Origin of the sequence: Comamonas brasiliensis, from assembly GCF_018292285.1 — a bacterium.
GTDB lineage: Bacteria > Pseudomonadota > Gammaproteobacteria > Burkholderiales > Burkholderiaceae_C > Comamonas > Comamonas brasiliensis.
Genome location: NZ_JAANES010000006.1, coordinates 54,960 through 80,393, shown reverse-complemented (window position 1 = coordinate 80,393; position 25,434 = coordinate 54,960). Strand labels below are relative to the sequence as shown.

General features: G+C 59.3%; 19 protein-coding genes and 1 pseudogene. 13 read left to right on the top strand and 7 right to left on the bottom strand.

Annotated features, from left to right (window positions below):
- Nucleotides 1–85 precede the first annotated feature (85 nt).
- Together lpxK and DJFAAGMI_RS21235 are read right to left on the bottom strand one after the other, a co-directional pair.
- Complete coding sequence (lpxK, locus tag DJFAAGMI_RS21240) at nucleotides 86–1,129, bottom strand: tetraacyldisaccharide 4'-kinase (RefSeq protein WP_211458930.1); 1,044 nt, start codon at nucleotides 1,127–1,129, stop codon at nucleotides 86–88.
- A gap of 292 nt (nucleotides 1,130–1,421) precedes the next feature.
- Nucleotides 1,422–2,324 (bottom strand): LysR family transcriptional regulator, encoded by a 903-nt coding sequence (locus DJFAAGMI_RS21235; protein WP_211458928.1) that lies wholly within the window; start codon nucleotides 2,322–2,324, stop codon nucleotides 1,422–1,424.
- Between the two features lie 436 nt (nucleotides 2,325–2,760).
- Here DJFAAGMI_RS21235 and dkgB point away from each other — a divergent pair, with 436 nt between their 5' ends.
- Nucleotides 2,761–3,567, top strand: coding sequence for a 2,5-didehydrogluconate reductase DkgB (dkgB, locus tag DJFAAGMI_RS21230; protein WP_211458926.1), 807 nt, complete (start codon nucleotides 2,761–2,763; stop codon nucleotides 3,565–3,567).
- Nucleotides 3,568–3,588: 21 nt separating this feature from the next.
- Here the strand turns inward: dkgB and DJFAAGMI_RS21225 are convergent, their stop codons facing one another.
- Together DJFAAGMI_RS21225 and DJFAAGMI_RS21220 are read right to left on the bottom strand one after the other, a co-directional pair.
- Nucleotides 3,589–4,428: a CHAD domain-containing protein gene (locus DJFAAGMI_RS21225; RefSeq protein ID WP_211458924.1), complete on the bottom strand. Its 840-nt coding sequence runs from the start codon at nucleotides 4,426–4,428 to the stop codon at nucleotides 3,589–3,591.
- 197 nt (nucleotides 4,429–4,625) lie between these two features.
- Nucleotides 4,626–5,060, bottom strand: coding sequence for a hypothetical protein (locus tag DJFAAGMI_RS21220; protein WP_211458922.1), 435 nt, complete (start codon nucleotides 5,058–5,060; stop codon nucleotides 4,626–4,628).
- 187 nt (nucleotides 5,061–5,247) lie between these two features.
- Here DJFAAGMI_RS21220 and DJFAAGMI_RS21215 point away from each other — a divergent pair, with 187 nt between their 5' ends.
- The 6 genes from DJFAAGMI_RS21215 (at nucleotide 5,248) to DJFAAGMI_RS21190 (ending at nucleotide 12,338) form a co-directional block, all read left to right on the top strand.
- Nucleotides 5,248–5,697 (top strand): SRPBCC family protein, encoded by a 450-nt coding sequence (locus tag DJFAAGMI_RS21215; protein WP_019042959.1) that lies wholly within the window; start codon nucleotides 5,248–5,250, stop codon nucleotides 5,695–5,697.
- A gap of 411 nt (nucleotides 5,698–6,108) precedes the next feature.
- A complete protein-coding gene (locus DJFAAGMI_RS21210; protein ID WP_211458920.1) occupies nucleotides 6,109–6,591 on the top strand; it encodes a GreA/GreB family elongation factor in 483 nt (160 codons plus the stop codon).
- Between the two features lie 428 nt (nucleotides 6,592–7,019).
- Nucleotides 7,020–7,517: an RNA polymerase sigma factor gene (locus DJFAAGMI_RS21205; RefSeq protein WP_029158488.1), complete on the top strand. Its 498-nt coding sequence runs from the start codon at nucleotides 7,020–7,022 to the stop codon at nucleotides 7,515–7,517.
- Nucleotides 7,518–7,597: 80 nt separating this feature from the next.
- Complete coding sequence (locus DJFAAGMI_RS21200; protein ID WP_211458918.1) at nucleotides 7,598–8,755, top strand: FecR family protein; 1,158 nt, start codon at nucleotides 7,598–7,600, stop codon at nucleotides 8,753–8,755.
- A gap of 130 nt (nucleotides 8,756–8,885) precedes the next feature.
- Nucleotides 8,886–11,300 (top strand): TonB-dependent siderophore receptor, encoded by a 2,415-nt coding sequence (locus DJFAAGMI_RS21195; RefSeq protein ID WP_211458916.1) that lies wholly within the window; start codon nucleotides 8,886–8,888, stop codon nucleotides 11,298–11,300.
- A gap of 396 nt (nucleotides 11,301–11,696) precedes the next feature.
- Nucleotides 11,697–12,338 (top strand): hypothetical protein, encoded by a 642-nt coding sequence (locus DJFAAGMI_RS21190; RefSeq protein ID WP_211458914.1) that lies wholly within the window; start codon nucleotides 11,697–11,699, stop codon nucleotides 12,336–12,338.
- Between the two features lie 287 nt (nucleotides 12,339–12,625).
- Here the strand turns inward: DJFAAGMI_RS21190 and DJFAAGMI_RS21185 are convergent, their stop codons facing one another.
- Nucleotides 12,626–14,272 (bottom strand): CehA/McbA family metallohydrolase domain-containing protein, encoded by a 1,647-nt coding sequence (locus DJFAAGMI_RS21185; RefSeq protein ID WP_211458912.1) that lies wholly within the window; start codon nucleotides 14,270–14,272, stop codon nucleotides 12,626–12,628.
- 26 nt (nucleotides 14,273–14,298) lie between these two features.
- Here DJFAAGMI_RS21185 and DJFAAGMI_RS21180 point away from each other — a divergent pair, with 26 nt between their 5' ends.
- Both DJFAAGMI_RS21180 and DJFAAGMI_RS21175 read left to right on the top strand, forming a co-directional pair.
- Nucleotides 14,299–15,681 (top strand): PIN domain-containing protein, encoded by a 1,383-nt coding sequence (locus DJFAAGMI_RS21180; RefSeq protein ID WP_211458910.1) that lies wholly within the window; start codon nucleotides 14,299–14,301, stop codon nucleotides 15,679–15,681.
- Between the two features lie 16 nt (nucleotides 15,682–15,697).
- Complete coding sequence (locus tag DJFAAGMI_RS21175) at nucleotides 15,698–18,115, top strand: hypothetical protein (RefSeq protein WP_211458908.1); 2,418 nt, start codon at nucleotides 15,698–15,700, stop codon at nucleotides 18,113–18,115.
- A 279-nt stretch (nucleotides 18,116–18,394) separates the two neighbouring features.
- Here DJFAAGMI_RS21175 and DJFAAGMI_RS21170 read toward each other — a convergent pair whose 3' ends face one another.
- Nucleotides 18,395–18,916, bottom strand: a complete 522-nt coding sequence (locus DJFAAGMI_RS21170; RefSeq protein WP_211458906.1) for a P-loop nucleotide/nucleoside kinase family protein — start codon at nucleotides 18,914–18,916, stop codon at nucleotides 18,395–18,397.
- 406 nt (nucleotides 18,917–19,322) lie between these two features.
- Between DJFAAGMI_RS21170 and DJFAAGMI_RS21165 the strand changes: the two are divergent.
- From DJFAAGMI_RS21165 to blaOXA, 4 genes and pseudogenes are all read left to right on the top strand, one after another.
- Nucleotides 19,323–19,841, top strand: a pseudogene (locus DJFAAGMI_RS21165) (sigma-70 family RNA polymerase sigma factor); the annotation flags it as partial.
- A 34-nt stretch (nucleotides 19,842–19,875) separates the two neighbouring features.
- Nucleotides 19,876–20,946: a FecR domain-containing protein gene (locus DJFAAGMI_RS21160; RefSeq protein WP_211458905.1), complete on the top strand. Its 1,071-nt coding sequence runs from the start codon at nucleotides 19,876–19,878 to the stop codon at nucleotides 20,944–20,946.
- A gap of 326 nt (nucleotides 20,947–21,272) precedes the next feature.
- On the top strand, nucleotides 21,273–23,693 hold the full coding sequence (locus DJFAAGMI_RS21155; RefSeq protein WP_249334647.1) for a TonB-dependent siderophore receptor: 2,421 nt from the start codon (nucleotides 21,273–21,275) through the stop codon (nucleotides 23,691–23,693).
- Nucleotides 23,694–23,904: 211 nt separating this feature from the next.
- Nucleotides 23,905–24,705, top strand: a complete 801-nt coding sequence (blaOXA, locus tag DJFAAGMI_RS21150; RefSeq protein WP_211458904.1) for a class D beta-lactamase — start codon at nucleotides 23,905–23,907, stop codon at nucleotides 24,703–24,705.
- A 198-nt stretch (nucleotides 24,706–24,903) separates the two neighbouring features.
- On the opposite strand, the gene DJFAAGMI_RS21145 is transcribed toward blaOXA, so the two are convergent.
- Nucleotides 24,904–25,353, bottom strand: a complete 450-nt coding sequence (locus DJFAAGMI_RS21145) for a winged helix-turn-helix transcriptional regulator (RefSeq protein WP_211458903.1) — start codon at nucleotides 25,351–25,353, stop codon at nucleotides 24,904–24,906.
- Nucleotides 25,354–25,434 lie beyond the last annotated feature (81 nt).

Below are 25,434 nucleotides of genomic sequence, written 5' to 3'. Positions count from 1 at the left end.
CAAAACGGGATGAGGGCGCCAGCAGGGGGCTGGCGCTGCAAAAAAGGGGTGATCAGCCGAGGCCGATCCATAGGCTCAATGATAGTCAGGCTGGCTTGCCATCGCGGGGAATATTGGCGTTGGCCTTGGCCAGCTGCGCGTCCAGCAGCTCCCAGAAGGCCTGCGGCAGCTGCAGTTGCAGAGGCACGGCCCAGGCTTCGGGATGCCTGCGCCAGAGCTTGACGGCGTCTTTTTCTGTGCAAATCAAGGGCTTGTCGTTTCCCAGCTTGCGCGAGAAGCTCTCGAAATCATAGTGATCGGGCAAGGCCTGGGTCGCTGCCGCAGTGATGCCCTGGGCGGCCAGCATGGCAAAAAAGGACTCGGGGCGTGCCACGGCGGCCACGGCCTCCGGGCTCTGGTCGGCCAGACTGCGCAGCGGGATGCTCTGGCCATGGCCGTTGTGGGCGGTGTCGGCCAGGCTGCGCTGCAGCGCGAAGGTCGGGGCCGTGCCCGGCGGCCTGGGCGGCTGGCCCGCATGCAGTGTGGCCGTCACCGGGCGGGGCCAGGGCTCGCGCAAAGGGCCTGCGGGCAGCAGAAAGCCGTTTCCGACTCCTTCATCATTGAAGATGCACAGCTCCACATCACGTGCCAGGGCCAGATGTTGCAGGCCGTCATCGCTCACGATCACATCGACCTGCGGGTAGCGCTGGCGCAGGGCTTGCGCTGCCTCCAGGCGCCTGGAGGCGACAAAGACCGGCACGCCGGTGCTGCGCGCCAGCAGGGCGGGTTCGTCGCCGACTTCGCTGGCGGGGCTGTCCGGCAGGGCCTCGCGGCAATCCTGCCCGTTCTCGATCCTGCGGCCATAACCGCGCGAGATGATGGCCGGCTGCCAGCCCCTGGCTTTGAGGTGGGCCACTACGGCCTGAGTCACGGGGGTTTTGCCCGCGCCGCCTGCAATCACATTGCCGACGACGATGACCGGCAGCCCCGTGCTTTGCTGGCGGCTGCGCATGCGTCTGGCGTTCCAGGCCTGCAGCAATCCATAGAGCCGCGACAGCGGCCACAGCAGCCAGGCACCCGCTCCACGCTGGCGCCAGAGGGCGCGCAAGCCATGTTGCGAGGAGGATGCTTGGGCGGTGTTTTGAGGCATAGGGGTTCGGATCATACGGGCGCGGCCGGAGTTCCCGCTGCCAACCGGCCTGTGAAGCGCAAATACCTGGGCCCTGATCCCGGCAGCCTGAGGTCAGAAGCTGCCAAAGAGGCGACCCAGCGCCACGATGATGGCAAGGGCTGCAGGGCAAGGCGGAAGGCCTGATTCTGCCGTCCAGCCATGGCGCTCCCTGCTGCGGCGGCACAGCCTCGCTGCAAGTGCTGTGCTGCAGGCCTATTGCGCAGCCTCATCACGATACAGGTACGGCAGCCGCGGGGCCGGCTCGGGCCGCTCAGGTCTCGAAGGGGCGGCTGCCCAGCGTTTCCACCACATGGTCCACAAAGCAGGTGATGCGCGCCGTCAGCGCAGTATTTCGATAGTAGACCGCGTTAATGGGCTGACAGATATCCAGCGTCTGCTTGCCGAACAGCTGCACCAGACTTCCTTGCTCGCGGTCAGCGCGGGTCATGAAGTCCGACAGGCAGACGATGCCCAGGCCGGCCAGCGCCATGTGCCGCAGCGTCTCGCCGCTGGAAGATGCAATGTCCGGGCGAATGTGCACAGCGTTGCCGTCGGCGTCGCGCAGCGGCCAGTCATTGAGCGATTCGGGCTGGGTAAAGCCCAGCAGGCTGTGCTGGTTGAGCTGTGCCGGATTGGCGGGCATGCCGTGGCGCTTGAGATAGGCCGGGCTGGCCAGCACGCGGATGCGGCTGATGCCCACAGGGCGGGCATGGAGCGTGGAGTCCTTGAGCACGCCGATGCGGAATGCCACGTCGGTGCGCCTTTCAAGAAGGTCGATGATGCCTTCGTTGGAATTCAGCTCCAGCTCCACCTCGGGGTAGCGCGCACGAAATCCTGCAATCAGCGGCACCAGCACATGCAGCATGAAGGGCGTAGCTGCATCGACACGCAACCTTCCCGCCGGACGCATGCGTCGCGCGGCCATCAGTTCCTCCGCTTCGTCGACCGATGCAAGAATGGTGCGGGCATGCTGCAAGAAAGTAGTGCCTTCCTCGGTCAGCGCCAGGCGTCTGGTGGTGCGGCGCAGCAGCGTGGTCTGCAGCTTTTCTTCCAGCCGCCCCAGCGTGCGGCTGGTGGCTGAAATCGTCAGACCCAGCAGTTCCGATGCTGCCGTGATGGACCCCGTGTCCACGACGGCCACAAAGGCCTGCAGTTCGTCGAGCGTGGTCTTCATTGTTGAATTTGGTTCAAGAAAAATGGGGGGTGCCAAGCTTGATCTGCAAATATTAATCCAGGACACCGCGCCGGAAACCTGTCCGTGGTTCTGTTGTTCGCCCTGGTCAACGGCGTGTTGCCGGATTCACCTCCATGGAACTGGCGCCCGTGATTGCCGATGGCGCTTAGACCAATGCTCCGCTGCTTCCCGCAGCGGGCATGGCGCTCAGGTCGGGTCAGGCGTGTGCAGTGGGTAGAGATCATGAAAATTGGTGACCGCTGCTGCAAGATTCTGGTTCTATATTTGATTTGGTTTCAAGAGTATTTGTGAAATACAAGGCTTAATCCGCGAATATGAACGCGGCAAACTTCAGGCATCGGGAAAGCCGGTAGGGCCAGCAGACATGCAGGCTCCGGACGGGCTGCAGCCCTCAATCTCATTCAGGAGTGATTTCATGAGCCATATTCCTTCCTTCGGCGTCGGTACTTTCCGCCTCAACGGTCAGGTCGTGATCGATTCCGTGCGCAACGCACTCGATGTGGGTTACCGCGCGGTCGACACAGCCCAGATCTATGGCAACGAAGCCGAAGTCGGCCAGGCGATTGCAGACAGCGGTGTGGCGCGCAGCGATCTGTTTGTGACCACCAAGATCTGGACCGAAAACTACAGCCGCGCCAAGCTGATCCCCAGCCTGCAGGACAGCCTCAAGAAACTGCGTTGCGATTATGTGGACCTGACCCTGATCCACTGGCCCGCACCCGGCAACGGCGTGGAGCTGTCCGAGTACATGGAAGCCCTGGCCGAAGCCAAGGCCCGGGGCCTGACCCGCCAGATCGGTATCTCCAACTTCAATATCGAGCTGACCCGCCAGGCCATCGCCGCCGTGGGCCAGGGCGAGATTGCCACCAACCAGATCGAGCTGAGCCCCTATCTGCAAGGCCGCAAGCTGACGGCCTTCCTCAAGGAGCAGGGCATTCAGGTCACTTCCTACATGACCCTGGCCTACGGCAAGGTGCTCAAGGACCCGGTGCTGGCGGAGATTGCGGCCAAGCACCAGGCCACGGTGGCGCAGGTGGCGCTGGCCTGGGCGCTGCAGCTGGGTTATGCGGTGATTCCGTCGTCCACCAAGCGCGAAAACCTGGCCAGCAACCTGCTGGCGCGCGATCTGAAGCTGGACGCCGATGACATGGCGCTGATCGCAGCGCTGGAGCGCAACGGCCGCGAAGTCAGCCCCGAGGGCCTGGCTCCTGTCTGGGACTGATAACGGCGCCGTCATGAGCGCTCAAGCCTGCTTGAGTATCCGATCCTTGCGCAGCAAGCAGGAGAGGGCGCTCAGGCGGTGCTTGCGTTTCTTTCTGAGCCAGCGTCTTATTTCTTTCGCCTGATCCGGAGAAGGGATCAGGCGCGGGTTCTGCCTGAGCAGGCTTTCGCTGACAGCAAGGTCATTCAGCTCGCCAAGCGGCTGCTGGATTTTCTGCAGCCGCTTGAGCAGGCGGCGATGGTCTACGGGCAGCACAGGCCCGAACAGCTCCAGCAGATAACGTGTTTTCTTGCCGGCCTTTCTGACATCGTGAAAGGCTTCAAGGTCTGGCCTGCCGGAGGTGATCGCCCGCTTGATGCATCGGCGCAGCTGTCTCACTGATTGCGCAACCCGGGCCTGTGCAAGAACTCGCAGTCGCAGCTGACCGGACCCAGGGCCCAAGCTGGCCGACGTTTGCGCCAGAGCTTCCTGCAAGCGCGCCTGTATATAAGGGGGCGAAAGGTTTTCCCGGCCAGCCTGCAGAGCGGATTCACGGGCGGTCGCTAGGGCAGCAATGCCGGCTGCGCTGCATTTGTCGTTACGTCTCAGCAGCTCGATCAAAATGTCGTAATCGCGCGCCATGCCTGCTGCGCTGGCAATCGATTTCAGGCAGCTGCGCTGCCGTGCATACTCTCGTGCCTCCATCAGAGGCCGGTAAAACCACCACAACGTCAGCAGGCTTCGCAAGGTGACGCGCAATTGATGGATCCCCTCGACGTCAGGTACCCGTGCAATGTCCCGGGCCTGTTCGACTGCCGAGTCGACGAGCGGGGTTGCGAGAGCTGAAAACGCCGCTTTGGCGCCGGATTTGCCTTTGCCCATACGAACTCCCGGGGCCGTTGTCATGAGGCTGCGACAGGCGGCGATGCGCAATGCGGCAATCGCCGATGTTCGCCACAGTGTGCCATGTTCCGTGCCTCTGGCCGTATGGGGAACGCTGCCAGGATTCCGGCAGCTGTGTATGCAGATCGGCAGCGGCTCGGGTTGCGAAGAGCCTGAACATGCGCCTGAAGATCAGGCTATGGCAGATGGGCGACGAACACGGCCAAGCTCAAAGCCGGTTCCTCACAGCGGCCACCGGGCGCAGCCTGGTCTGGCCCAGGCTGGCCCCACTCGGCATTGAGCCAGTCCTTTTCGACAATATCTGCGGCAATGGATGCAAGCTTCGCTTCGGGGTCGACGGCGCAGCCGAAAGGCAGCCGGCCATGCGCGGCGGATACAAGGCTGAAGCGTAGCTGCCTGGTCTGTGCCTCATGCCAGCAATAGAAAAGCATGGGCGTATTTCCGCTCAATTGGTCCTGTCTGGCTGCCATGACCTGCCCGATGAAATCGGCAAGGGCTTCTGCACTGATGCCCAGAGACTCCTCATCGTTTGGAGAAAAGCACCATAGATTGGACGATGCTTCGTGGTTGATGTCGGTGGCATCGACGACGATCTCGTCATCGCGCGCCATGGTTAGCCATCTGCTTAATGTCGGCGAATCTTGCATGGGGTTTGGGTGCGGAGCCGAAGCTGCCTGTCCGCGGTATAGGTGTGATGGCGTTGCGCCGAGGAGGCGGCTGATGAACATCCAAGAAAGCCTGGTAGCCAGCTGCGGTGATGAGGGCTAAGCTTGTTGGCCTCTATTTCAGGAGTCTCGCATGCCACAGACCATTCGACTGCACCGTGTGATCAAAGCTCCGCCCGAACGCGTCTATCGGGCCTTCACGACCCCCGAGGCCATGGTCAAGTGGCTGCCTCCGCATGGTTTCGCGGCGCAGGTGCATGAATTTGACGCACGCGTGGGCGGCCGCTACCGCATGAGCTTCATCAATTTTTCCGCTAACAGCAAAAACAGCTTTGGCGGTGAGTTTCTGGAACTGGTACCGGGCCGACGCATACGCCATACCGATCGATTCGAGGACGCCAACCTGCCCGGCGAGATGATCACCACCGTTGATCTGAAGGAGGTCTTTTGCGGCACCGAGCTGCATGTGGTGCAGGAAGGCGTTCCCGACATGATTCCAGAGCAGGCCTGCTATCTGGGCTGGCAGGAATCACTGCAATTGCTTGCCCTCCTGGTGGAGCCAACCATCCCTGATGGAGCGTGAGGGCGGTCGTGCCCCTGAAAGCGGAATATGGGGCCTCAGGATCATTCCCTGGGGCTCACAACCACAAGCGCCATCTGTTGTCTGCATTGGCAAATATTCAGCACTGAGAGCGGTTTAAAAAGAAGCCTGCCGCAAGCTGCTTTGCGCCTCGTGCCATGGCCTGAAAATCGACAACAGCTATCAATAGTGGAGCTGGTTGCGTATGTCTAACATTGATTTCAATATCAAATGTATTTGAAATCAATATATAGAAGCGCAGCCAGCTATAAATTTTGAGTCTCAGAGGCCTATGGCGCATTGCGGCTTATCGGCCTGTGAATAGGCGCTGACCTAGCCAATGGGACGCGTCGAACGGTGAACAGGCCCTTCATAATCGAGGCCCCCAACTTGTTCGAGATGCCTCTTTTCGCTATGGATAAATTGTTGTTGCGGCAGCAGGTGCTGGAACGGCTCGCGGAGGACCTTCTGCAGGCCGAGAAGGCCGCTATGGCTGCTCATGAAGCGGCGACTCATGAGGAAAACATCGCCGAGAACAAGTACGACACATTGGGCCTCGAAGCTGCTTACCTGGCTACCGGCCAAGCTCGTCGCGCAGAAGCCATCCGCCAGGCGATGGCTGATTGGCGTCAGTTCCGCCCGCAACCCTACGACGCCAGCAAAGGGATTCAGCTCGGCGCGCTGTTCTGTCTGGTGGATTCGGACGACAAGCAACAACAGTTTTTTCTCGGACCGGATGGAGGGAATATGAAGCTGGGCAGCGGCGCAGATCCCATTCAGGTCATCAGCAGCAAAGCGCCTTTGGGCAGGGCGGTGCTGGGCAAGTGCGAGGGGGATGAGGCGTCGATACAGATCGCTTCAACCCGCCAGCAGTTTGAGGTGCTGTGGGTTTACTAAGCCGTGAGCGAGCTCATGCTGAAGTGATCGGCAGTGATTCGTTCCCAGCCGCCTGGCCTGGCCCGATGCCGTGGCCAGCAAGCGTCTGACGTGAGCGCAGCATCAGCCTGCGCCTGATTTCGGACTCGCAAGCGAGATGGTGTTTTCGGTCATGAGCTGAATTTCTGCTCACCGACCCTGACGGCTGTTTCTGGCTACTTGCTGTCGACAGTGGGCACAGTCATGCCGATCAACGCAGGGTCGAATGGGGCCGGGGCTGATCCGTACCCATGGCTCGCATCACATCGCATGCATTTATTGAGAATAAGTCGCATTAACAATCTATAATTTTGCCGTGTAGTTGATCGCAACTCTTTGCGCCAGGGCTCCAAGGCTGTCTTATCGCCGCGCACGTTCGACCTCACTTATTGCTACTGGCTTTTTGGATCGTGCTGACCCGCTACTACAGAGACCTGTTGAATTTCTGCATGCGCAAAGTGAGAGACCGCGATACTGCGGCTGACTTGGCGCAGGAAAGCTATGCCCGTGTGCTTTCCATGCAGCAGAAGGGGCAGGTCATTCTTGAGCCAGGTGCGCTGTTGAGGCAGGTGGCCTTGCGCGCCAAAATCGATATGGATAGACGCGCTGAGGTGCGCCAGCATCAAAGTATCGATTCTTTGGAGGAGCTGGATCAGCCTGCGAGCCCTCTGCATCTGCAGCCCGAGCATGCCTATGCATCGTCCCAGAGCATTCAAGCGTATCTTGACACTATCGAGGGGCTGCCGCCTCGGTGTCGTGATGCCTTCTGCATGTACATCTTCGATGAGTTGCCCAACAAGGAGATTGCAGAGCGTCTGGGAGTGTCGCTGAGCATGGTGAATCAGTACATCAGCCGTGGAAAACTTGCCTGTGCTGCGCGCAGAATGGAACTTGATAATGTCGAGTGATCGCGAATTTGCGTTCGTTTTGCGTAGCTGCTTCGCCGAGGGCGAATTCTTGCCGCGCCCCGCGCATCCCTATCCATAAGATGAGTCACTCTTTTGCATCCCAGCGCAATGTGCCAGCCTCCTTTGACGAGGCTGAGGAAGCGCGCGAGCTTGCGGATTTTTTCAGTCGACAGAATCCGCTAGAGGTGGCGGCCGTCGAATGGCACTCTCGCTGGGAGCAAGGCTTGAGCGAGAGCGAGCATGAAGCCCTGCGTCAGTGGTTGGCTGAGGATGCGGCACATGACGCGGCATTTCGTCGTCTGGCGCAAGACATGGCGGTGCTGCGCTCTGCTCCTTCCGACATGGTTGCAAAAGCACGATCCTCGTTCGAGCGCGAAGCCATTGCCGGTGGTGGAGCTTCTGCGCAGTCTGCCGGTGGGCCCGCGAAACCGAAGGCGATGGAGGGATGGGCGCGCGCCGGCGCTCTGTTGAATTGGATGCAGCCGCGCTCTGCCTTGGTCGCTGCCTGTTGTGCTGCGCTCTTTGCGGCAGGGATTGGATGGCACCAATGGATGCAGCCGACATTCGATAGCAGCTATGTTGCGCAGAAGGGGCAGCAAAAGCTTGTCACCTTGCCAGATGGCACCGAGCTCGCCATGGACGCCGACACGCAGGCCCAAGTCACCATGTACCGCGACCGCCGAGAGGTGCGGATTGCTGATGGACAAATCATGTTCTCGGTTGCCGCCGATCCCAAGAAGCCATTCCATGTTCTCGCTGGGCCTGCGCGTGTCACGGTGCTGGGTACACGGTTTTCCGTTCGCTATCGCAACCAGGGGGCCGATGCCGGGGCTGTCAATGTTTCGGTGGAGAAGGGCCATGTACAGGTCGCCAGTTCCTACAGCAGCGCCAACGCGAAGGCCGATCTACCTGTCGAATTGCTGGCAGGGCAAGGCCTGAGGGTGTCATCGAGCGGCGTATTAGGCCAGGTGGCCAGTGTCGCTCCCGGCAGTGTCGCTCTATGGCGCAAGGGCTTGGTGCGTTTTGATAACACCGCCTTGGTGGATGCATTGTTTGAACTGGAGCGCTACGGGTCTACGGGTCTGGAGATTCGCGACCCGGCGGTCGCTGCAATGACCATCGGCGGCAGCTACCAGATTGATAGACCCGGGGAATTTGCGCGCATGCTGACTCAGATACTGCCTGTGAAGCTGGTCAGCGAACCATCTGGGAAGACCGAAATCGTCAGCGCGCCTTGAGCACTTTCAGGCGCGATGCGGGAATTTCAAATTTTCTTCGTACTAGGGGTGTATTTCTGGTGATCTGATGCGTCTTAAAGAGTAGTGAGTTTTATTTTCATTCATTACTCGACGTTCGGAATCCCTCTCCATGCGCTTCACGCAGCCTCATTTTCAGCCCGCTCCTCTTGCTCTGGCCGCAGCCCTGGCCGTCCTCTCTCCGGTGATTGCGCAGGCGCAATCCGCTGCTGAGAATGCCAAAAGCATCAGTTTCACGATCACTGCCCAGCCCTTGGGGAGCGCACTTAACGAGCTGGCAGCAGCCGCTGGCACTTCCATTGGGTTTGCTCCCGCGCTGGTCGCCGGCAAGACAGCGCGTCCCGTGCATGGAGCGCTCACGCTCAGGCAGGCGGCGGAGCAGATGCTGGCCGGAAGTGGTCTGGTTGCGGTCCCTCAAGGAGGAGGCCTGGTCATCAAAGCGATCGCGCCAAACGATGACTCCTCATCCCTGGCCACCGTCACTGTGACTGCCCAGCTCGAGAGGGACGGCGTGACCGAGGGTACGGGCAGTTACACCCAGACCGGTCCCAGCAGGACAGCAACGGGACTGAATCTCTCGCTGCGCGAGACACCTCAGTCCGTGACCGTGATGACGCGTCAGCGCATGGATGACTTCAAGCTGGAGACCCTGACCGATGTGATGGAGCAGACCCCCGGCATCGCCGTGTACAGGCAGAACAACGCCACCGACTTTCAAGCGCGCGGGGCGAAGGTCAACCTGCAGACCGACGGCATGGCACAACTGAGCAGTGGCTGGTATTACCTGACCAGCACCATGTTTTCGCTCGACGACATGGCTGAGATTGACCGGATCGAAGTCCTCAAAGGTTCGTCCGGTCTGGTTGTGGGCAAGGGTGACTACGGCGCCACAGTCAACATGATCCGCAAACGACCGACCCGCGAATTTCAGGCCAGCGTGCGTGCCAATGTGGGGAGTTGGGATACTTATCGAACACAGGCCGATGTGAGCGGCCCACTGAACGAAGCGGGCACGGTTCGGGGGCGTCTGGTTGCCTCCGCCATGGACGCAGGTGGTTTCCGCGACCATGAAAAGAGCCGCAGCAAGATGCTGTTTGGGGCACTTGAAGCGGACATCACCCCTGGCACAGTCCTCAACCTTGGCATGACCTATCGCGAACGCGATGCGCAAGGCATTGGCACCACGCAGCCGATCCAGCGATACACGCGCTCAGGCTCTGAGGTTGCGTGGTTGCCCCGCTCGTTCAACACCGGCGCCCCCTGGGGGGGATATACGCAAAAAGGCCTCAACATCTTCGGCAGCCTGGAGCAGAGGCTGGCGGATAACTGGGCCGCTACGCTCAAGTTCTCACATCAGAACGTCTCCATGGACGATATGAAGGCTGGCTACTTCTACGACCAGGACCGCGCCAGCTTTGGTCGATGGCGCAATATGGAGACCGATAACTGGAGCGTCAATCTGGATGTGAAGGGGACATTCGAGCTGCTGGGGCGCTCGCATGAGCTCCTGGCAGGTGCGGGCGTATCGCGCTTTCACAGCAATGTGCAGTTGCCGCTGAATGCGTTGAACCTGGTGCCGCTGGGCAATCTCGGCATCAACATGGCACAAGGAGGCGCTGTGCTGCCTCAGCCCGACTTCAGTGTCTTGAACTATGGCAACAACAAGTTCAGCCAGAAGCAGCGTTATGCCTATGCCGCGGGGCGCTTCCGGCTGGCGGATACTCTGCAACTGATCACGGGGTTGCGCGTTACGCGGTTTGAAGAGCGTGACATCACACCATACTGGTGGAACTATGACATGAAGGAAAACGGCGTGATCACCCCCTATGCCGGGTTGGTCTACGAGGTGCAGCCGAACGTGTCGCTGTATGCAAGCTATGCCAACATTTTCCAGCCGCAAACGGCTCAGGATGCACGGGGTGCAACACTGGCACCGGAACAGGGCAACACCTATGAGATCGGCGCCAAGGGGGAGTTTTTCGACAAGCGCTTGAACGCCAGCATCGCTCACTTCTGGATGAAGACGGAAAACACCGCAGAGGAAAGCGGTGATCTCACTCCAGCGGGCAATACGGCCTATCGTTCGGTCTCTTCTGCCACGCGGCGTGGCTGGGAGCTGGAGTTGGCGGGCGAGCTCGCGCGCGGCTGGCAGGCACAGGGCAGCCTGGTGCAGCAAAGCAGCTCACTCACCAGCGCCAGTCAATATCCCAAATACCAGTTCAAGCTGGGCACGACCTATCGTTTCGACGCAGGCTTCTTGCGTGGGCTGACTGTGGGAGCCGCCACACGTTGGCAAGGCAAGACGTCTATGAGCAATAGCGCCGCCACTTTGTCGCAGAGAGGTTACGCGGTGCTGGACCTGATGGCGCGCTATCAAGTCGACAAGCATCTGTCGTTCAGCCTGAACGTGAACAATGCACTGGACAAGAAGTACATGGCCGGTCTCACCAACTTTACGGCGGCAGGCTTGTTCTATACCTGGGGTGCTCCGCGCAGCGTCAATGTAGGGATGCGTTATGACTTTTGAACGCCGACATTCAAGGTCATCCAGAGGACGGCCTGAACCAGCTTCGATGGCAGATCAGACGCCAAGGTGAAGCAGGGCCTGGCTGCATATCTGGACCGGACTTCGGGTCGGTTCGGTGCGGTTCTTCATCCGCGTCAACGGAACGCCTAGCGGTTCCCCGCAAGGCGTCACGCGCTGAATGCAGTGCGAACGGCCACGGATGCTGATCGCCACTATCTGAGGCGAGCAGGTAGCAGATAGTGGAGGCAGGGCCTGATCGTCGTAGCCTGCCCAGCCTTTGTTATGTGCTGCTCGACACCGGGTCTGGGTTGCAGGCCGGTGTCGGGCTGGAAGAAATCCAAGCGGCGCCAATAGGCCGAGCGCATTGGATGCAAGTTTGAGGACAAGGATTACCTAGTGCATTTACCTGATGTATTTCATCGAACGGCTCTGTGCCTGTTGAGCAGCAGCGTCCTATGGTGTTCGGCAAAGGCGCAAGCGGAGTATCTCTGGGTGCAGCCCGAAGGGGCGGAGGTCCGTGCCTACGTGGGAGAGCTGCACCGCCCTTTGGAAAAGTTGCCTGCCTTGCTGGAGCCCAGGGCAATGCAAGCGGATGGCAAGGCACTGCCAGTGCAGGCTGCGATCAACCATATCGTTGTTCCCCAACCTGTCAGCGATCTGCGCTTCACTGCTACCGGGTTCGATGATGGCGTTCTTACCTACTATCAAGCCCGCTACGGTCGCCAGGGCATCCAGGCCCTGAACGACCTGGAGCTGGTTCCGACCCAAGCTGATGGAAACACCTTTCGATTGATGTTCAAGGGACGGCCCGTCGCTGCCAGTCAGGTGAACATCGAAACGGAGGAGGGGTGGCGGCGTTCACTGGCTCCGTCAAAGGACGGTACGGTGAGCTTTACGCCGTCCTTCCCTGGCCTGTATGTGCTTGAGGTATCGGCTCGTGTAAATGATGCAGCGGTGACTGTGGGCGTTAGGAAATATCACGATGTGCGCTATACGGCGACGCTCAGCTTTACTGTCCCTCAGCCAGAGGGGAGGTGAGTTGTCCAGCGGTGGAGGCGCACCTCTATCGACTCTGCCAAGAAGCGCAGGCCAGTCATCGCGATAGCTGAGGTGAAGGACGGTGTCTGCTGCGAAGCTGCCATCGGCATGAATTTCGTGCATGGCTGCTAAGGGTCTATCGCACCAAGTCAAGACATGCAAAAGGCGGTCTCCCGGAGTTGCTGCGATTCCCCGGACGGGTGTGGTGCAACACTCGGCAGCGGCACAAGTTCGTGGAACAAAAATGCCCGGCGGTGAGCCGGGCAGTTCAGGGGAGAGTGCAGAAATTACTTGGCTGCCGTCTTCACAAACACCGGATTCGAATAGAACCACAGGTCGCCGTAGTTGCGCGCATTGATCTTGTTGAAGCGCGCCACATGGTCGGTACCGTCATCGGTCTTCAGATCGGGCAACGGTTCGCCGTTCGCTGTCTCTCCGGCCACATCGGTGCCCAGGTTGGTGCCGCGCAAACGGAAGTACTGGTCGCCGGTGGCTTTCACCGTGGTGGTCACGGTGTAGTAGCCCTCGGAGTCAAGCTTCCAGTCCGCACGGGTAAAGCGCTTGAGCACGCGGGTCGATGGGTTGGTGGCTTCATCGTAGCCAGGGGTGCCCGGGGTCTTGCGGCCGGTGACATTGCCCGCGATCAGGTCGATATGGTCCACCACGGGTTTGACGTTGGCATACAGCCCGCTGCCCAGCTGGTATTCGAAATTGTTGCGATCCGGGCTCTTGAAGCGGATGGTGATGCTCAGGTCTTCGCCGCTTAGTGCCGACACTTCAGAGCCCATCTCGCCCGTGGCCTTGGCGCTCTTCACCTTGAAGTCCAGCGCATTGATCAGATCGCCATACACGGCAAACAGCTTGCCGGTGCGCAGCGTGGCCAGCAGCGATTGTGGGTCCTTGATATCGCCCCACAGGTAGTTCTTGGCATATTCGCCCGGCGCGTAGCCACTGCTGTATTTGCCTTGCGACATGGTGAAGTGGTAGTCGGAGTCGGCCACGTTCCAGATACGGCGTCCTTCGGACAGCAGCGCATCCCAGGTCCCTCCGAGCTTGGCCACCATATAGTCCACGCCGCCATAGGTGCGCGAAGGCAGGTTGGCTTCGATGTAGTCGCTGGTGTAGCCTCCGCGGTCCGGCTCCATCTGGTTGCCCACCATGCCTTCGAGGGTGAAGACAATATTGGGTGCCAGATCATTCATCTCACGCAGTTGGGCAATCGTGTATTTGCCAGGGTTGCGAGATGGGTGGTTGATCTGCAGATAGCTCGTGCTGGGGTAGTTCTGCTTGAGCCAGGCAATCGCGGCCATGGCTTCGGCATGGGTGTTGTAGCCGGTGCCTGCCTTGGGGCCCCAGACCGCCACATCTTCGGGCTTGAACAGTGCCGCGTCGCGGTTGGTGAACAGATACTCGAACTGGCTGGCGGCCTTGAGCGCACCTGCCGACATCGGGTTGTCGGTCAAGATGCCGACGTTGCCGTGGTCGTGCGAAGGCATATCCCATTCAAAGGACGAGAAGATCACCTTGTCGGCGTACTTGCCCTGGGCCTGGAGCTCCTTGATGCGTGGCACCTGGAATTTGGCCATGGCTTCCGACATCGGAATCTGCGGATTCAGACGGTTGCCGTCATTGTCCCAACTGGTCAGGCGCAGATGATCGGACAGCGTAGCCCAGTCCAGACCAAAGCGGTCAAAAGCGGAGGCCAGCACTTTGTCCAAGGTGTTTATCTGCTGCGCATCGTCGGACTGCATGGTGTGCACATGCAGGTCACCCGTGGTCCAGCGGCCTTGTACGACCGGTGGCTGGGGTGTGGTGGGGAGGGGATCAGAATCGTCGGAGCCTCCGCATGCCACCAGCACGGCAGTGCTGAGGAAGAGTGTGGCAGCGGCATAGGCAACGCGTTTGGGGGCGAAGCCGGGGGATGCAGTTTTCATGACAGCGAATACAAGGAGGCAAGGCTTTGCAGCCCATCCACATGGCATGTGGATTGGTGAAAACCCGCAGTCTCCGCCTGTGCCGTGACAACCCAATGACAGCGGAGGAGCGGAATGCTTCATCCGCTCATCGGCAGCGTTCGACCCAATTGCGACATCCGCCTCGTTGTGTTCGGCGCCGCAAAGCAGCCGTTGCAACCGTCTATAGATTCGACATCGCTCTAGGGGACGAGCTCAAGACGCCGTTGCTGGGTTTTGAGGAAAGAGAGCAGCCGGAGGCGATGTATCGAGGTAGTCGATGGGGCTCGGTCACCTACAATCCAGATACGATTTCCAGCTGGATGGCTATGGCGGATGACGGACAACTTTTCATTTTGTGCGACACCAATGTGGGTGCACGTGATGCTCACCTTTTTCGAAAGAAAGGTGGGCCACTGCTCATTGACATGCTCCGCTCGAAGAGGGCTAAGCTTTTGGTGCCGGAAGTTCTGCGCATGGAGTACATCAAGCAGTTCGCGCTCGCCGGTGACGAAGCCTTGCAAAAAGCGGTAAGAGAGGTGGATAGGTTGAAGACGCTTTGCGGATTCGACCTTTTTGAATTGCTTCCGAAGTCACAGTTTGGAGAAGCTCAGGCCCGTGAAATTTTGGAGCAGCTTGAGGACATTATTCATCCTGTGCCAACGACGCCGGCACTAAAAATTGCTGCGTCCGACCGCACCATAGCGAACAAGCGGCCGACGTCAAAGTCGGATCATGGATACAAAGATTGCCTTATCTGGGAGAGCATTCTGACGCTGCCCTCAGGATCCGAAGTGCTGTTCGTGACGCGGGACGAAGTTGGCTTTTTCGATAACGGAGTTCTCGCGGCCAGCCTAGCGAAGGAGGCCGCAGCAAAGGGATTGGTACTAACTGCATACGGCACGACTGAGGCGAAGGGCGTGACACCGCTGGTTGAAGCGTTGAAGGCGCGATTTGTAGATCTTGCCGCCATGCGCACCGCCGACATGCTAATGGGCGACCATCCTTTGGTTCAGGCGCACATGAAGTTTGAGCGCGCAGCACCAGTTCTGCCATTAGCGCCCGCCGAGGTGGTACCGCAGGTGGTGATCGAGCCCGCTGAGTTGGATGCATTGCTGGCAGCCCGTACGAGGCATCTCAGCCTCATCGACGCCAAGGCTCTCGGGTTCGTTGGGTTCCTGAACCAGATGGGTAAGCAACAGGCCATCGACCTGCTCGTGCAGTCAGGCATAGCAGAGAATGCCGCCAGGAACGCACTTGAACGTTTGGCCTTGGCTGGCCTGATAAGGGATACCGGCCACAACTATTTGGCGGTTCAGGGAGACCTTCTGAATATGGCTGTGCAGCAGGCTGAGGCTGAGATGATTGAACTCAATGGGTTAGGAGGCTGAAGCAGTGGAGTCGTCTATGCGCATCAAAGTCCTTGAGCGTCTGGCTCAGTCAAAAACCCCCGCAGCGGACGAGGCAACCAGGCGCGCGTGCGAGCAAGCAATCGCCGTGCTCGCTGACGGAGTCGAGTACGAAGCTCTTGAATTCAGCCTTGATGTGCTGCTCACAGTGGGATTCCGGCACAGTAAAGAGGTGGCGGTCGCTGCGGACGCCTTCCTTCGCACGGTTGAGGCCCGCTCTCTGGTGCATTTGGATGATCATGTGGCACAGCTGGAAACACTGTCCCAGTACCGCAATGCTCGCAGGTTGATGTCCAAAGCCATCGATCTGCTCAACGCACTGCGCTACTTGGAAACCCCTGCTGTTGTCGACAGCTTGCTGTGGGCATCGAAGCATGAAGAAGTGTCGGTGCGTAAAGCAGCGTTCTCAGACTTAGGCGGCCTAGCCAAGTACAACATCTCGGTTTACTTTGGCGATGGCACATCCGCAGGGATCGGTTCGATACCGCAGGTGATAGTCATCGACGTCCTGGAGGGGAAGGTTGATGAGTATCTGAGGACCCACCTGGGTGGCGTGCTGACACTCTTGGGAGGCCTTCTGTCAACATCTATGGAGTCGACGAACTGGTCGTCAACCGGTGTGACGCTGTCTCGCGCAGTGGCCCCGGCGCATGAGGGTGTGGTCGATGTCCGCAGGCGTAGCATTTCTTTGGTCAAAAGGCTCTACCAGCTCGTTGAAACCAAATCGCAAAAGCTGTCTGTTATTGGAGCGATGAACACAGCAGCACGAGGTGATGGCAGAGGCGTCATCGACAAGGGCTATTTGGACATGATTTCCGCAAATGCCCTGGAGGTCCTGCGGTTCTTTGGCGACATCGCCAAAGAGGAAGAAGACCTACAAATCATCCAGAAGCTCGAGCACAACAGCTACTGGATTCACTTCCACAGTGCCTCGGCGGAGGTTAAGGCGGCTGCGCTGGAGGTGAAGACGATCATCGACGCCAACGCAGAGTACGGCATCTACAAGGCGCTTGTTGGCTTCGAAGGCATCTTTGGCGATTGGACGAAGGATCGCAAGGATGAGTCTTACACGCTGGGTTCTCGGGAATCCAGGGTGAAGCAGTGCAAGGGCTTGGCGGCTCAGGTTCCAGCCGAAGGCTTTGCTGTGTGGCGTGCTCGGATAGTGAGGTTCGCTCAGACTGAGTCTGACGATCTCGCGACGTTTCCCGTCTTCTATGAGTTTCTTGCCGATGTCGCGGCTACCTACCCTGAATTCGCTCTCGACTTGCTCACGGAGGACGCTGAACAGCTTTCAAAGTTTCTCATTCCGTTGCTCCGCGGTGTCTGGGACAGCGAGAGGAGAGCTCAGCTTCTTCCACTCATGACCAAATGGATAGATGAAGCTCAGGCGGAGGACACCTCGCTCCTCGCTGCCTGCGCAAAGGTCTTCTTGTCGACCAAGGATGTCGACTTCAGCATCCTTGAGAAGATTCTGGAAAAGGCGACCTTGCTTCACGACGTATTTGCTATCCGCCAAGTTGCATCGGTAGCCGTCGGCAGGTCCGACGCGGAAGCGGTGCAGGCAGAATTGAAGAGGCTTTTCCTGCGCGCCTTGCCGCGCCTTACTGAACTGGGAGATGCGGGCTGGGTCCGCGAGATTTGGTACAGGAAAGAGGCGACGGAGATGGTCGCCGAGTTTTCGTCTGATGAGCGTCGCGAGGTGCTGAAGAACCTGCGCTTCTTGCCGCAGATCGACTACCAAGCCGAGGATGTGCTCGCGGCCATCGCAGAGCGAGAGCCTCATTTGGTGGTCGAATTTCTGTGCGACCGACTCTACGAGCCTGACCAGCACGTCGCTGCAGTTGCTGAGAAGGCGGGGGGCGACTACGAAGAGCTGCCCTACCAATTCCAAACACTGCAAGACAGCTTATCCAAAGACCCAAAAGTGGTGGTCGCAGAGGTGATGGACCGCTATTCTGCTGACGACACTCTCTTTGAGTTCAGAGGTGCAAAGCTGCTGCAGGCAATCTTTCCCCAATTTTCTGAGAGTTTCCAGGCAGAGCTTGTTCGTCTTGTTCGCGAAGGCAGTGATAAGGAGCTCGACTTCGTTGCGGGTGTTCTGCGAGCCTACAGCGGAGAGGCTTTCATTCAGCCGGTTGCCAAGGAACTCATTAAGCGATTGCCCCGTAGCAGTCCGCTCATATCCGAGGTCGAGATGGCGCTCCAGAACACTGGTGTGGTGTCGGGCGTGTTCGGGATAGCAGAGGCGTACGACAGTAAGCGGAGCGAGGTGCTTGACTGGCTTCAAGACCCCAACGAGCGCATCCGCACCTTTGCTGCCAAGTACATCGCCGACCTCCAGACTATGAGTGAAATTGAGCGTCGACGTGCGGAAGAATTCGTCGCCTTGCGGAAGTTCGAGTACGGCGAGGATTAGCTGCTCAGCCGCGGGGGGCCACGGGGCTTGGATAAGGAACACGACGGGCGGTCCGCTTGGTGGAGCTGTCGTTCACCATCGGAGCCACTCCACCCATTGCGGTAAACAACGCCGTCTAGCATCGACCAGACCTCGAGACTGCAGACGCTGAGCCCCTTCCGTCCGACACTTTGAGCTTCCGCAGACCCGCCATTCGCCATTGGCAGGTATTGGCCGAAAGCCGCGCCACCATTGATTCAAGGCGGCTCTCGACCTCGGTGACGCACTCAAGAAGAGGTGTCAGTGATGAATTACCAGATTGAAGCCTTCTCGTGACGATGGCTCAACAAAGTGTTTTGTGATCTGCTCGAACTGCTCGTCCGTTGTCTGGAATGGGTGATCGCCCGATAAGTTCCTGAGACGCAAACGCTGTTTGCATTCTTCGTCCGGCACATCGAGGAAGTGCAAGTAATGAGACGCGCCCGCTTTTTCAAAAATGCTGCGGCCCCATGCCCTTGCATTGAGGGTGTTGGAAGGGAAGTCCAGCACCACCGAGGTTCCTGACTTCAGAAGAGCAACGATGTGCGACTCCATTGCTGCTCTCAGCCGGCCCGAGAGCCTTATGTAGTCTGAGATGGAGCGAAGTTCATCGGGATAAAGCCGTGCCAGCCAGACATCCTCGCTGATGATCACCGTCTGCGGATGGGATGCGAGCTGTTTGGCAAGTGTGGATTTTCCAGCAGCAATCTTTCCGCAGACGAGGTGCAGCGAGCCTGTCCCTGACTGCCTGGCAGACAAGTTTTCGGCAGGTGTGAGGTTCATTCTTTCCATCTCCTTTAACAGTGCCCTGGAGACAGAAAACCCACCTCCAGGGTGGGTTGCATGGCTATACGGTCGCGAGCTATCCCACCTTCAATTTGAAGATGCCAATAATTCGTTGGGTAACGCAGTAGGCCATCCAGGGATGCTAGCAGATTGGACATGCGTTGCTCTTGCAGCAGCTGCTCGTGATCAACTTGAGTGCGCGGCATGCGAGCTGCTGCAGGCATTCGCTGGCCAGCTCGAAAATGCTCTTGCTGCTGACAAGGCGGCGGTGGTGGTCGAACCATGACGTTGATGCAGGGCCTGGTTGTGCAACAAGCAACGGGGGCAGGGCCATTGACCAAGCGGACTCGCAAAGAGCAATTTGATTAGACGCTAGAATGAGAATAGTTCTCACTATCAAATAATGCCGCGTCATCGCGGTCTACCGTCTGTGACCGCATCTTCCTCTGCTCCTGCTGATCCCGTTCACGCGCTGTACGTTGAGCATCATGGCTGGCTACAGCATTGGCTGCGGCGCAAGCTGGGCAATGCCTTCGAGGCATCAGACATTGCTCACGACACATTTGTCAACGTCATCGTCTCCGGGATGGCGACGCGCATCGAGCAGCCACGGCCTTTCCTGGTCACAGTGGCCAAGAACCTGGTCATTCGTCACTACCGCCGTCGTGTGCTGGAGCAAGCCTATCTGGATGCTGTGGCGCTACTGGCAGAAGATCTGGTGCCGCCACCAGAGGAGCGCTTGATTGCTCTTGAGTCGTTGCAGGCAGTCGATCAGGTATTGGATGCTCTGGCTCCGAAGGCACGCGAAGCATTCTTGTTGGCACATCTGGAAGGCCTTACTTACGCCGCCATTGCAGAGCGGCTTGGTGTCTCGATGACTTCGGTGAAACGCTATCTGATGCAGGCGCATCGTCAGTGCTTCTCCTGGCGCTTTCCTGATCCGCTCCTGTTTCGTCATGACCAATCGCTCTACCTTCCGCCTGGCGGCCCCTGCACCGGGCACTGGTGCACAACTGCGTGCCGGTGGTGCTCCCTTGGATGCTGCCGTTGCTGAAGCTGCCGCAGACTGGTTTACGCGTCTTCACGGCGGTGCCGTTACGACAGCAGAGAAACAGAGCTGGCGTCAGTGGCATGACGCCCACCCAGACCATGCCCGTGCCTGGCAACATTTGCAGTCCATTACCGGTGCATTGCAGGGTTTGAATGCGGACGGTGTGGGCTATCGAACCTTGCACACTGGGCCCGCATCCGCGTCACGCCGCCGTTTGCTGGGCTTGTTCGTGGGCGTGGGAACGGCGGCAGGTACGGGCTGGATGGTCACGCGCACACCGCAATGGCGGCAACTGGCGGCGGACTATCGCAGCGGTACCGGCGAACGCCAGCGTCACACATTGCCCGACGGTACCGAGCTGCTGCTGGGTACGCGCAGCGCGGTGGCACTGAACTTTGCACGCCCTGAGCGCCGCGTGCGTTTGCTGCAGGGCGAAGCCCTGTTCACCACCGGCCATCCGCAGGGCGAATTGGGCGAGTTGCCTTTTGTGGTTGAGACCGCCGAAGGACGTGTACGTGCCATAGGTACGCGCTTTACAGTGCGGCAGAACAGCGGCATGACGCAGGTGGCGGTGTTCGAGGGGGCCGTGGAGATACACCCCGTCGATGCTTCCCCAGGCAGCTCACCTTTGCGACTTGATGCAGGGCAGGTCGTCGTTTTTGAGCGCACGCACGCGCATGATCCAGGCGTTGCGGGTGAGCGCGAGCTGGCCTGGAGTCAAGGGCAGTTGTGGGTGGACAACGAGCGCCTCGATGATTTCCTGGTCGAGCTGGGACGCTACCGCAGTGGCTGGCTACGCGTGGACCCTGCAGTGGCCGGGCTGCGCTTTTCAGGCGTCTTCCCTCTGGGGGCAGAAGGAGGCGTCGCCAATACCGATGCGGTTCTGGCAATGCTCCCGAGTTCATTGCCAGTGCAGGTGCGCTGGCGCTCACAGTGGTGGGTGAGAGTGGAGGCGGCCCAAGCCAGCGGTCATTGAGGTAACGGTGGTAGTGCTTCTCGCCTGTCTTGCCGTCTAGGATTCCGGCCGATTGAGTGCCTGGCTGGGCCGGCCTGTTTCTCGATCTCTCATGCTCCGGAATCCAATCCAGAAGCGGCTTGCAGCCATAACTTTCAACGCCTCCGAAAAATATTTGCACGGGAGCTGACCCGATTCGAACTCTCAGGCTTCTTTATTTCCGAAAGCTTTCATTCATTGCCATCGGATTTCAAAGACTGTCCAACGTCATGCACCTTCAAACTTATAAGCGGCCGGCGCGCCGCCTTTTCGCTCCATCCATACTGGCTCATTCCGTGCATTGGGCTTTGTGTGCAAGCGTCATCGCCACATCGCCGCTGGCCGTGACCGCCGCTCACGCCCAAACCACGCAGCAGCACAGCTATGACATCCCCGCCGGATCGTTGGATACGGCTTTGCGCAGCGCAGCCGGTCAAGCAGGCGTGGCGCTGATCTTTACGCCGGAACAGACGGCAGGCCGAAGCAGCAGCGGGCTGCGCGGCAGCTACACCGTAGAGGGGGCTTTTGGAGCGCTGCTCAAGGGCACTGACTGGCAAGCCGTGCGCCAGAGCAATGGCGGCTGGGCGTTGCGCCGTGTGCCGCAGATAAGCCAGACCGCTGTCGGAGCCGCAGCGGGGGAAACCGAGATGGCAGCGGTCACGGTGACCGCAGCTGCCGAGCGCCCGGCTGTGGCTGAGGGCACATACACGCCCACAGGAACTGTGGCCACGGCTACCCGTATGGGTATGACGCTGCGTGAAACGCCGCAATCCGTGAGCGTCGTTACGCGCCAGCTGATGGACGATATGGCGTTGACGGCCATGTCCGACGTGCTGGAGAAAACCCCTGGCATCACCGTGGGCCGCAACGACAGCGAGCGCTACACCTTTTATTCACGCGGCTTCACCATCGAGAACTTCCAGTTCGATGGCGTGCCCAACACCATGGACTCGGCCAACCAGTACACGACCTCGCTGGCCGACAGCGCCATTTACGAGCGTGTGGAGGTTGTCAAAGGCGCAACCGGCCTGTTGACCGGGGCGGGCAACCCATCGGCAGTGGTCAATCTGGTGCGCAAAAAGCCCACCAAGGAGCTCGCAGCCTCGGTGGAAGTGGGCGCAGGTTCATGGAACCGTTACCGCTCTACCGCCGATGTTTCCGGCCCGCTGAATGCGACCGGGACGGTGCGCGGCCGCGTAGTGGTGGCTGGACAAAATGCCGAGTCCAATGTGGACTACTACAGCCGGGACACCCGCAATTTCTATGCCATCGTCGAGGCAGACCTCACGCCCAACACGCTGCTGAGCCTGGGCTTCGACTACATGCAGTCCAAGGCCGATGGCTCGACCTTCGGCCATTTGCCGTTGTTCTACAGCGATGGCACGCGCACCGATTTCAGCCGCTCGGTCAATCCGGCTGCGCGCTGGTCTTACTGGAACAACGACAGTCGCAACCTGTTTGGCAGTCTGAAGCATGATTTTGGTGGCGGCTGGGTGCTGGATGCATCGGCCAGCCACCTCACGCAGTCGCGTGACGTGGTCTACGGTGCGGCCTATAACGGCACCGTGAACCGGGTGACGGGGGCGGGTATCCGCATGATCGCGGGCACCATTCCCACGCAGACCGACGTCAACACCTTCAACGCTGCATTGAACGGCAAGTTTCAGCTGCTGGGGCGTAGCCATGATGTGATGCTGGGTGCGGGCTATTCGCGTCAGCACCGGGCAGCCCAGTTGTCGAACACGGTCTGGACGAACATCCCCAATTACTTTGCCTGGGACGGCAACATCGCTCAGCCCACGTTCACGCGCAACTCGGACCGTGAGATCGTGGTGCTGGAAAAGGGTTTGTCGGCGGCTACCCGCCTGCGGCCCACGGATGACCTGTCGGTGATTCTGGGTGCACGCGCCAGCTGGTACGACATGCTGGACACCAACACGGCGCTGGCCACGGGCAAGACCAGCCTGAACAACGACCTGCAGGTGAACCGCAAGATCACGCCCTATGCAGGCCTGGTCTATGACCTGAACCCGCGGTGGTCCGTGTACGGCAGCGTGACCAATATCTTCAACCCGCAGACCTATTACAAGGATGCAAGCGGCAACCCTTTGTCCCCGCTGACGGGGCTGAGCAAGGAGGTGGGCGTGAAGGGTGAGCTGCTGGATGGCAAGCTCAACACCAGCGTTGCGCTGTTCCACATCAAGCAAAAGAATGCGGCGCAGTACCAGGGCGTGAACGGGGCCAGTGGTGAAGAGATCTACACCGCCATCGATGGCATCACCAGCCGGGGCCTGGAGGCAGAGCTGTCCGGCAGCATCGCGCCGGGCTGGAACCTGTTCGGGGGGTATACCTACCGCACGTCCAAGGCGCCGGCACAGCCTGATGTGGTCACGCCAGCGGTGAATACCAATCAGCCCCGCCATCTGCTCAAGCTGGGCAGCACCTACCGCCTGCGCGGTGACTGGTCGCGCTGGACCGTGGGTGGCAATGTCACCTGGCAAACCGAAACCTATTACCAGCAACCCAGCGCACCTTACTGGCGTGCCACCCAGCCGTCATACGCCGTGGTCGGGCTGATGGCACGTTATGAGATGGACAAGCACTGGTCAATGTCGATCAACGTGAACAATCTGTTCGACAAGACCTATATGCCGGGTCTGGGCTCTTACGGCACGGGCGTCTATGGCGATCCGCGCAATGTGCTGGTGACAGCGCGCTACCGGTTCTGAGGGCAGGGCGTGTAGCGCTCGACGATGCTAAATGCCGACTGGCTGTTTGGCATCGTCATTCATCTTCGGCGTGTCCGCCGCTGCCATGCAGGGAAGACCGTAAATGCTCGCATATGGCCGAAAGCAACAACTGCACAGGAACCGCAGAAGAGGTCCATCCTCGCTGCCCAGGTTCCCTCGAGCAGGTTCCGTTGACCTTTAAACTGTTCGCATGAATCGACGAAGTTTGGTCTTATCGGCCTTGGCTGCAGGGTTTGCTCAAATAGCAGTGGCGGGTCAGCCATTTCAGGAAATGACGGAGTGGTCCCGGTTTTTCACGGAAGCCGATGCTCAAGGCAGCATTGTTGTGCTTGATGCGCGAGCTCCAGCCGAAACGACCCTGGTCTACAACGCCTCGCGTGCCCATCGCCGTTACTCGCCGGCCTCTACTTTCAAGATCCCGCACAGCCTGTTCGCACTTGATGCGGGGCTGCTGCGTGACGAATTTCAGGTCATCCCCTGGGATGGCATGAAGCGTCCGACGCCCGCATGGAACATGGACCAGAACCTGCGCTCGGCGATGAGAAATTCCACCGTCTGGGTGTATGAGCGCTTTGCGAAGGAACTCGGCGATGTGCGCGAGACCGAGTACATGCGAAAGATCGGGTATGGCAATGCCGTCGCCACGGGCGACAAGCCGTTCTGGGTTGAGGGCGACCTGGCCATCTCATCCTTCGAGCAGATTGCTTTCCTGCAGCGGCTGTACCGCAATCAACTGCCTTTCCAGGTCGAACACCAACGACTTGTGAAGGATGTAATGGTCAATGAAGCCGGCCCTGACTGGATACTGCGTGCAAAAACGGGCTGGACCGGTCAAATTGGATGGTGGGTGGGCTGGGTGGAGTGGCCCAGCGGCCCCGTCTTCTTCGCGTTGAACATGGATACTCCGAACAGGCTCGGCGACCTTGCCAAACGCCAGAGCATTGCCCGCAAGGTTCTGCTTTCCATGAACGCGCTGCCGACTGCGCCCTAGATGCCGGCTCAAGGCTCGCAAATTGCCGCCAGGCTTGCTGCCCCGCAGAGCCTGCGAGGACTTGCTGCCACGTTCGCGGGTTCCACGGAGGTACTAGCGCGAACCTGGAAGACCGGCTTGCAAGCTCTGATCTCCCCATCCCATTGAGGCGGCCTCAAACCCGAGATGAGTCTCATGCTGCCATGAGCGAGCGGCGAGCTATATCGCTTTTCCAATCACAACCACATCGTTGAACGTCAGGCTTCGTCCGTCAGCACTTTGCACTTGCATGCGGGCAATGGGTTGACCGCTGGCTGTCTCCACAAGCCTCGAATGATGTTCATTGTGGTGAAAAAGGTTGTCCTCACCCCACTGGCGCAGCCCGACGACGATAGGAAACAGGGTCTGTCCTTTTGCCGTGAGCATGTACTGCTGATAAGCCGTGCCGTCCGCTGCGGGTTGTGCCTCCAGGATGCCTGCTTCCACCAATGCCTTGAGTCTGCCGGCCAGGATATTGCGTGCCACACCCAGATTTTTCTGGAAGTCGCTGAACCGGCTGATGCCGTCAAAGGCGTCTCGCACGATCAGCAGTGACCAGCGGTCACCGATGACATCAAGTGCCCGCGCTACCGGGCAAGTTGCGGTATCCATGCGTTTGCGTTCTGCCATCAGACCAGCTCCATCAAGTTTTCCGTCTTTTCTGGTTGCATTTTAAAACCAACTTCACTATGCTCAATCTGGTTTTATATT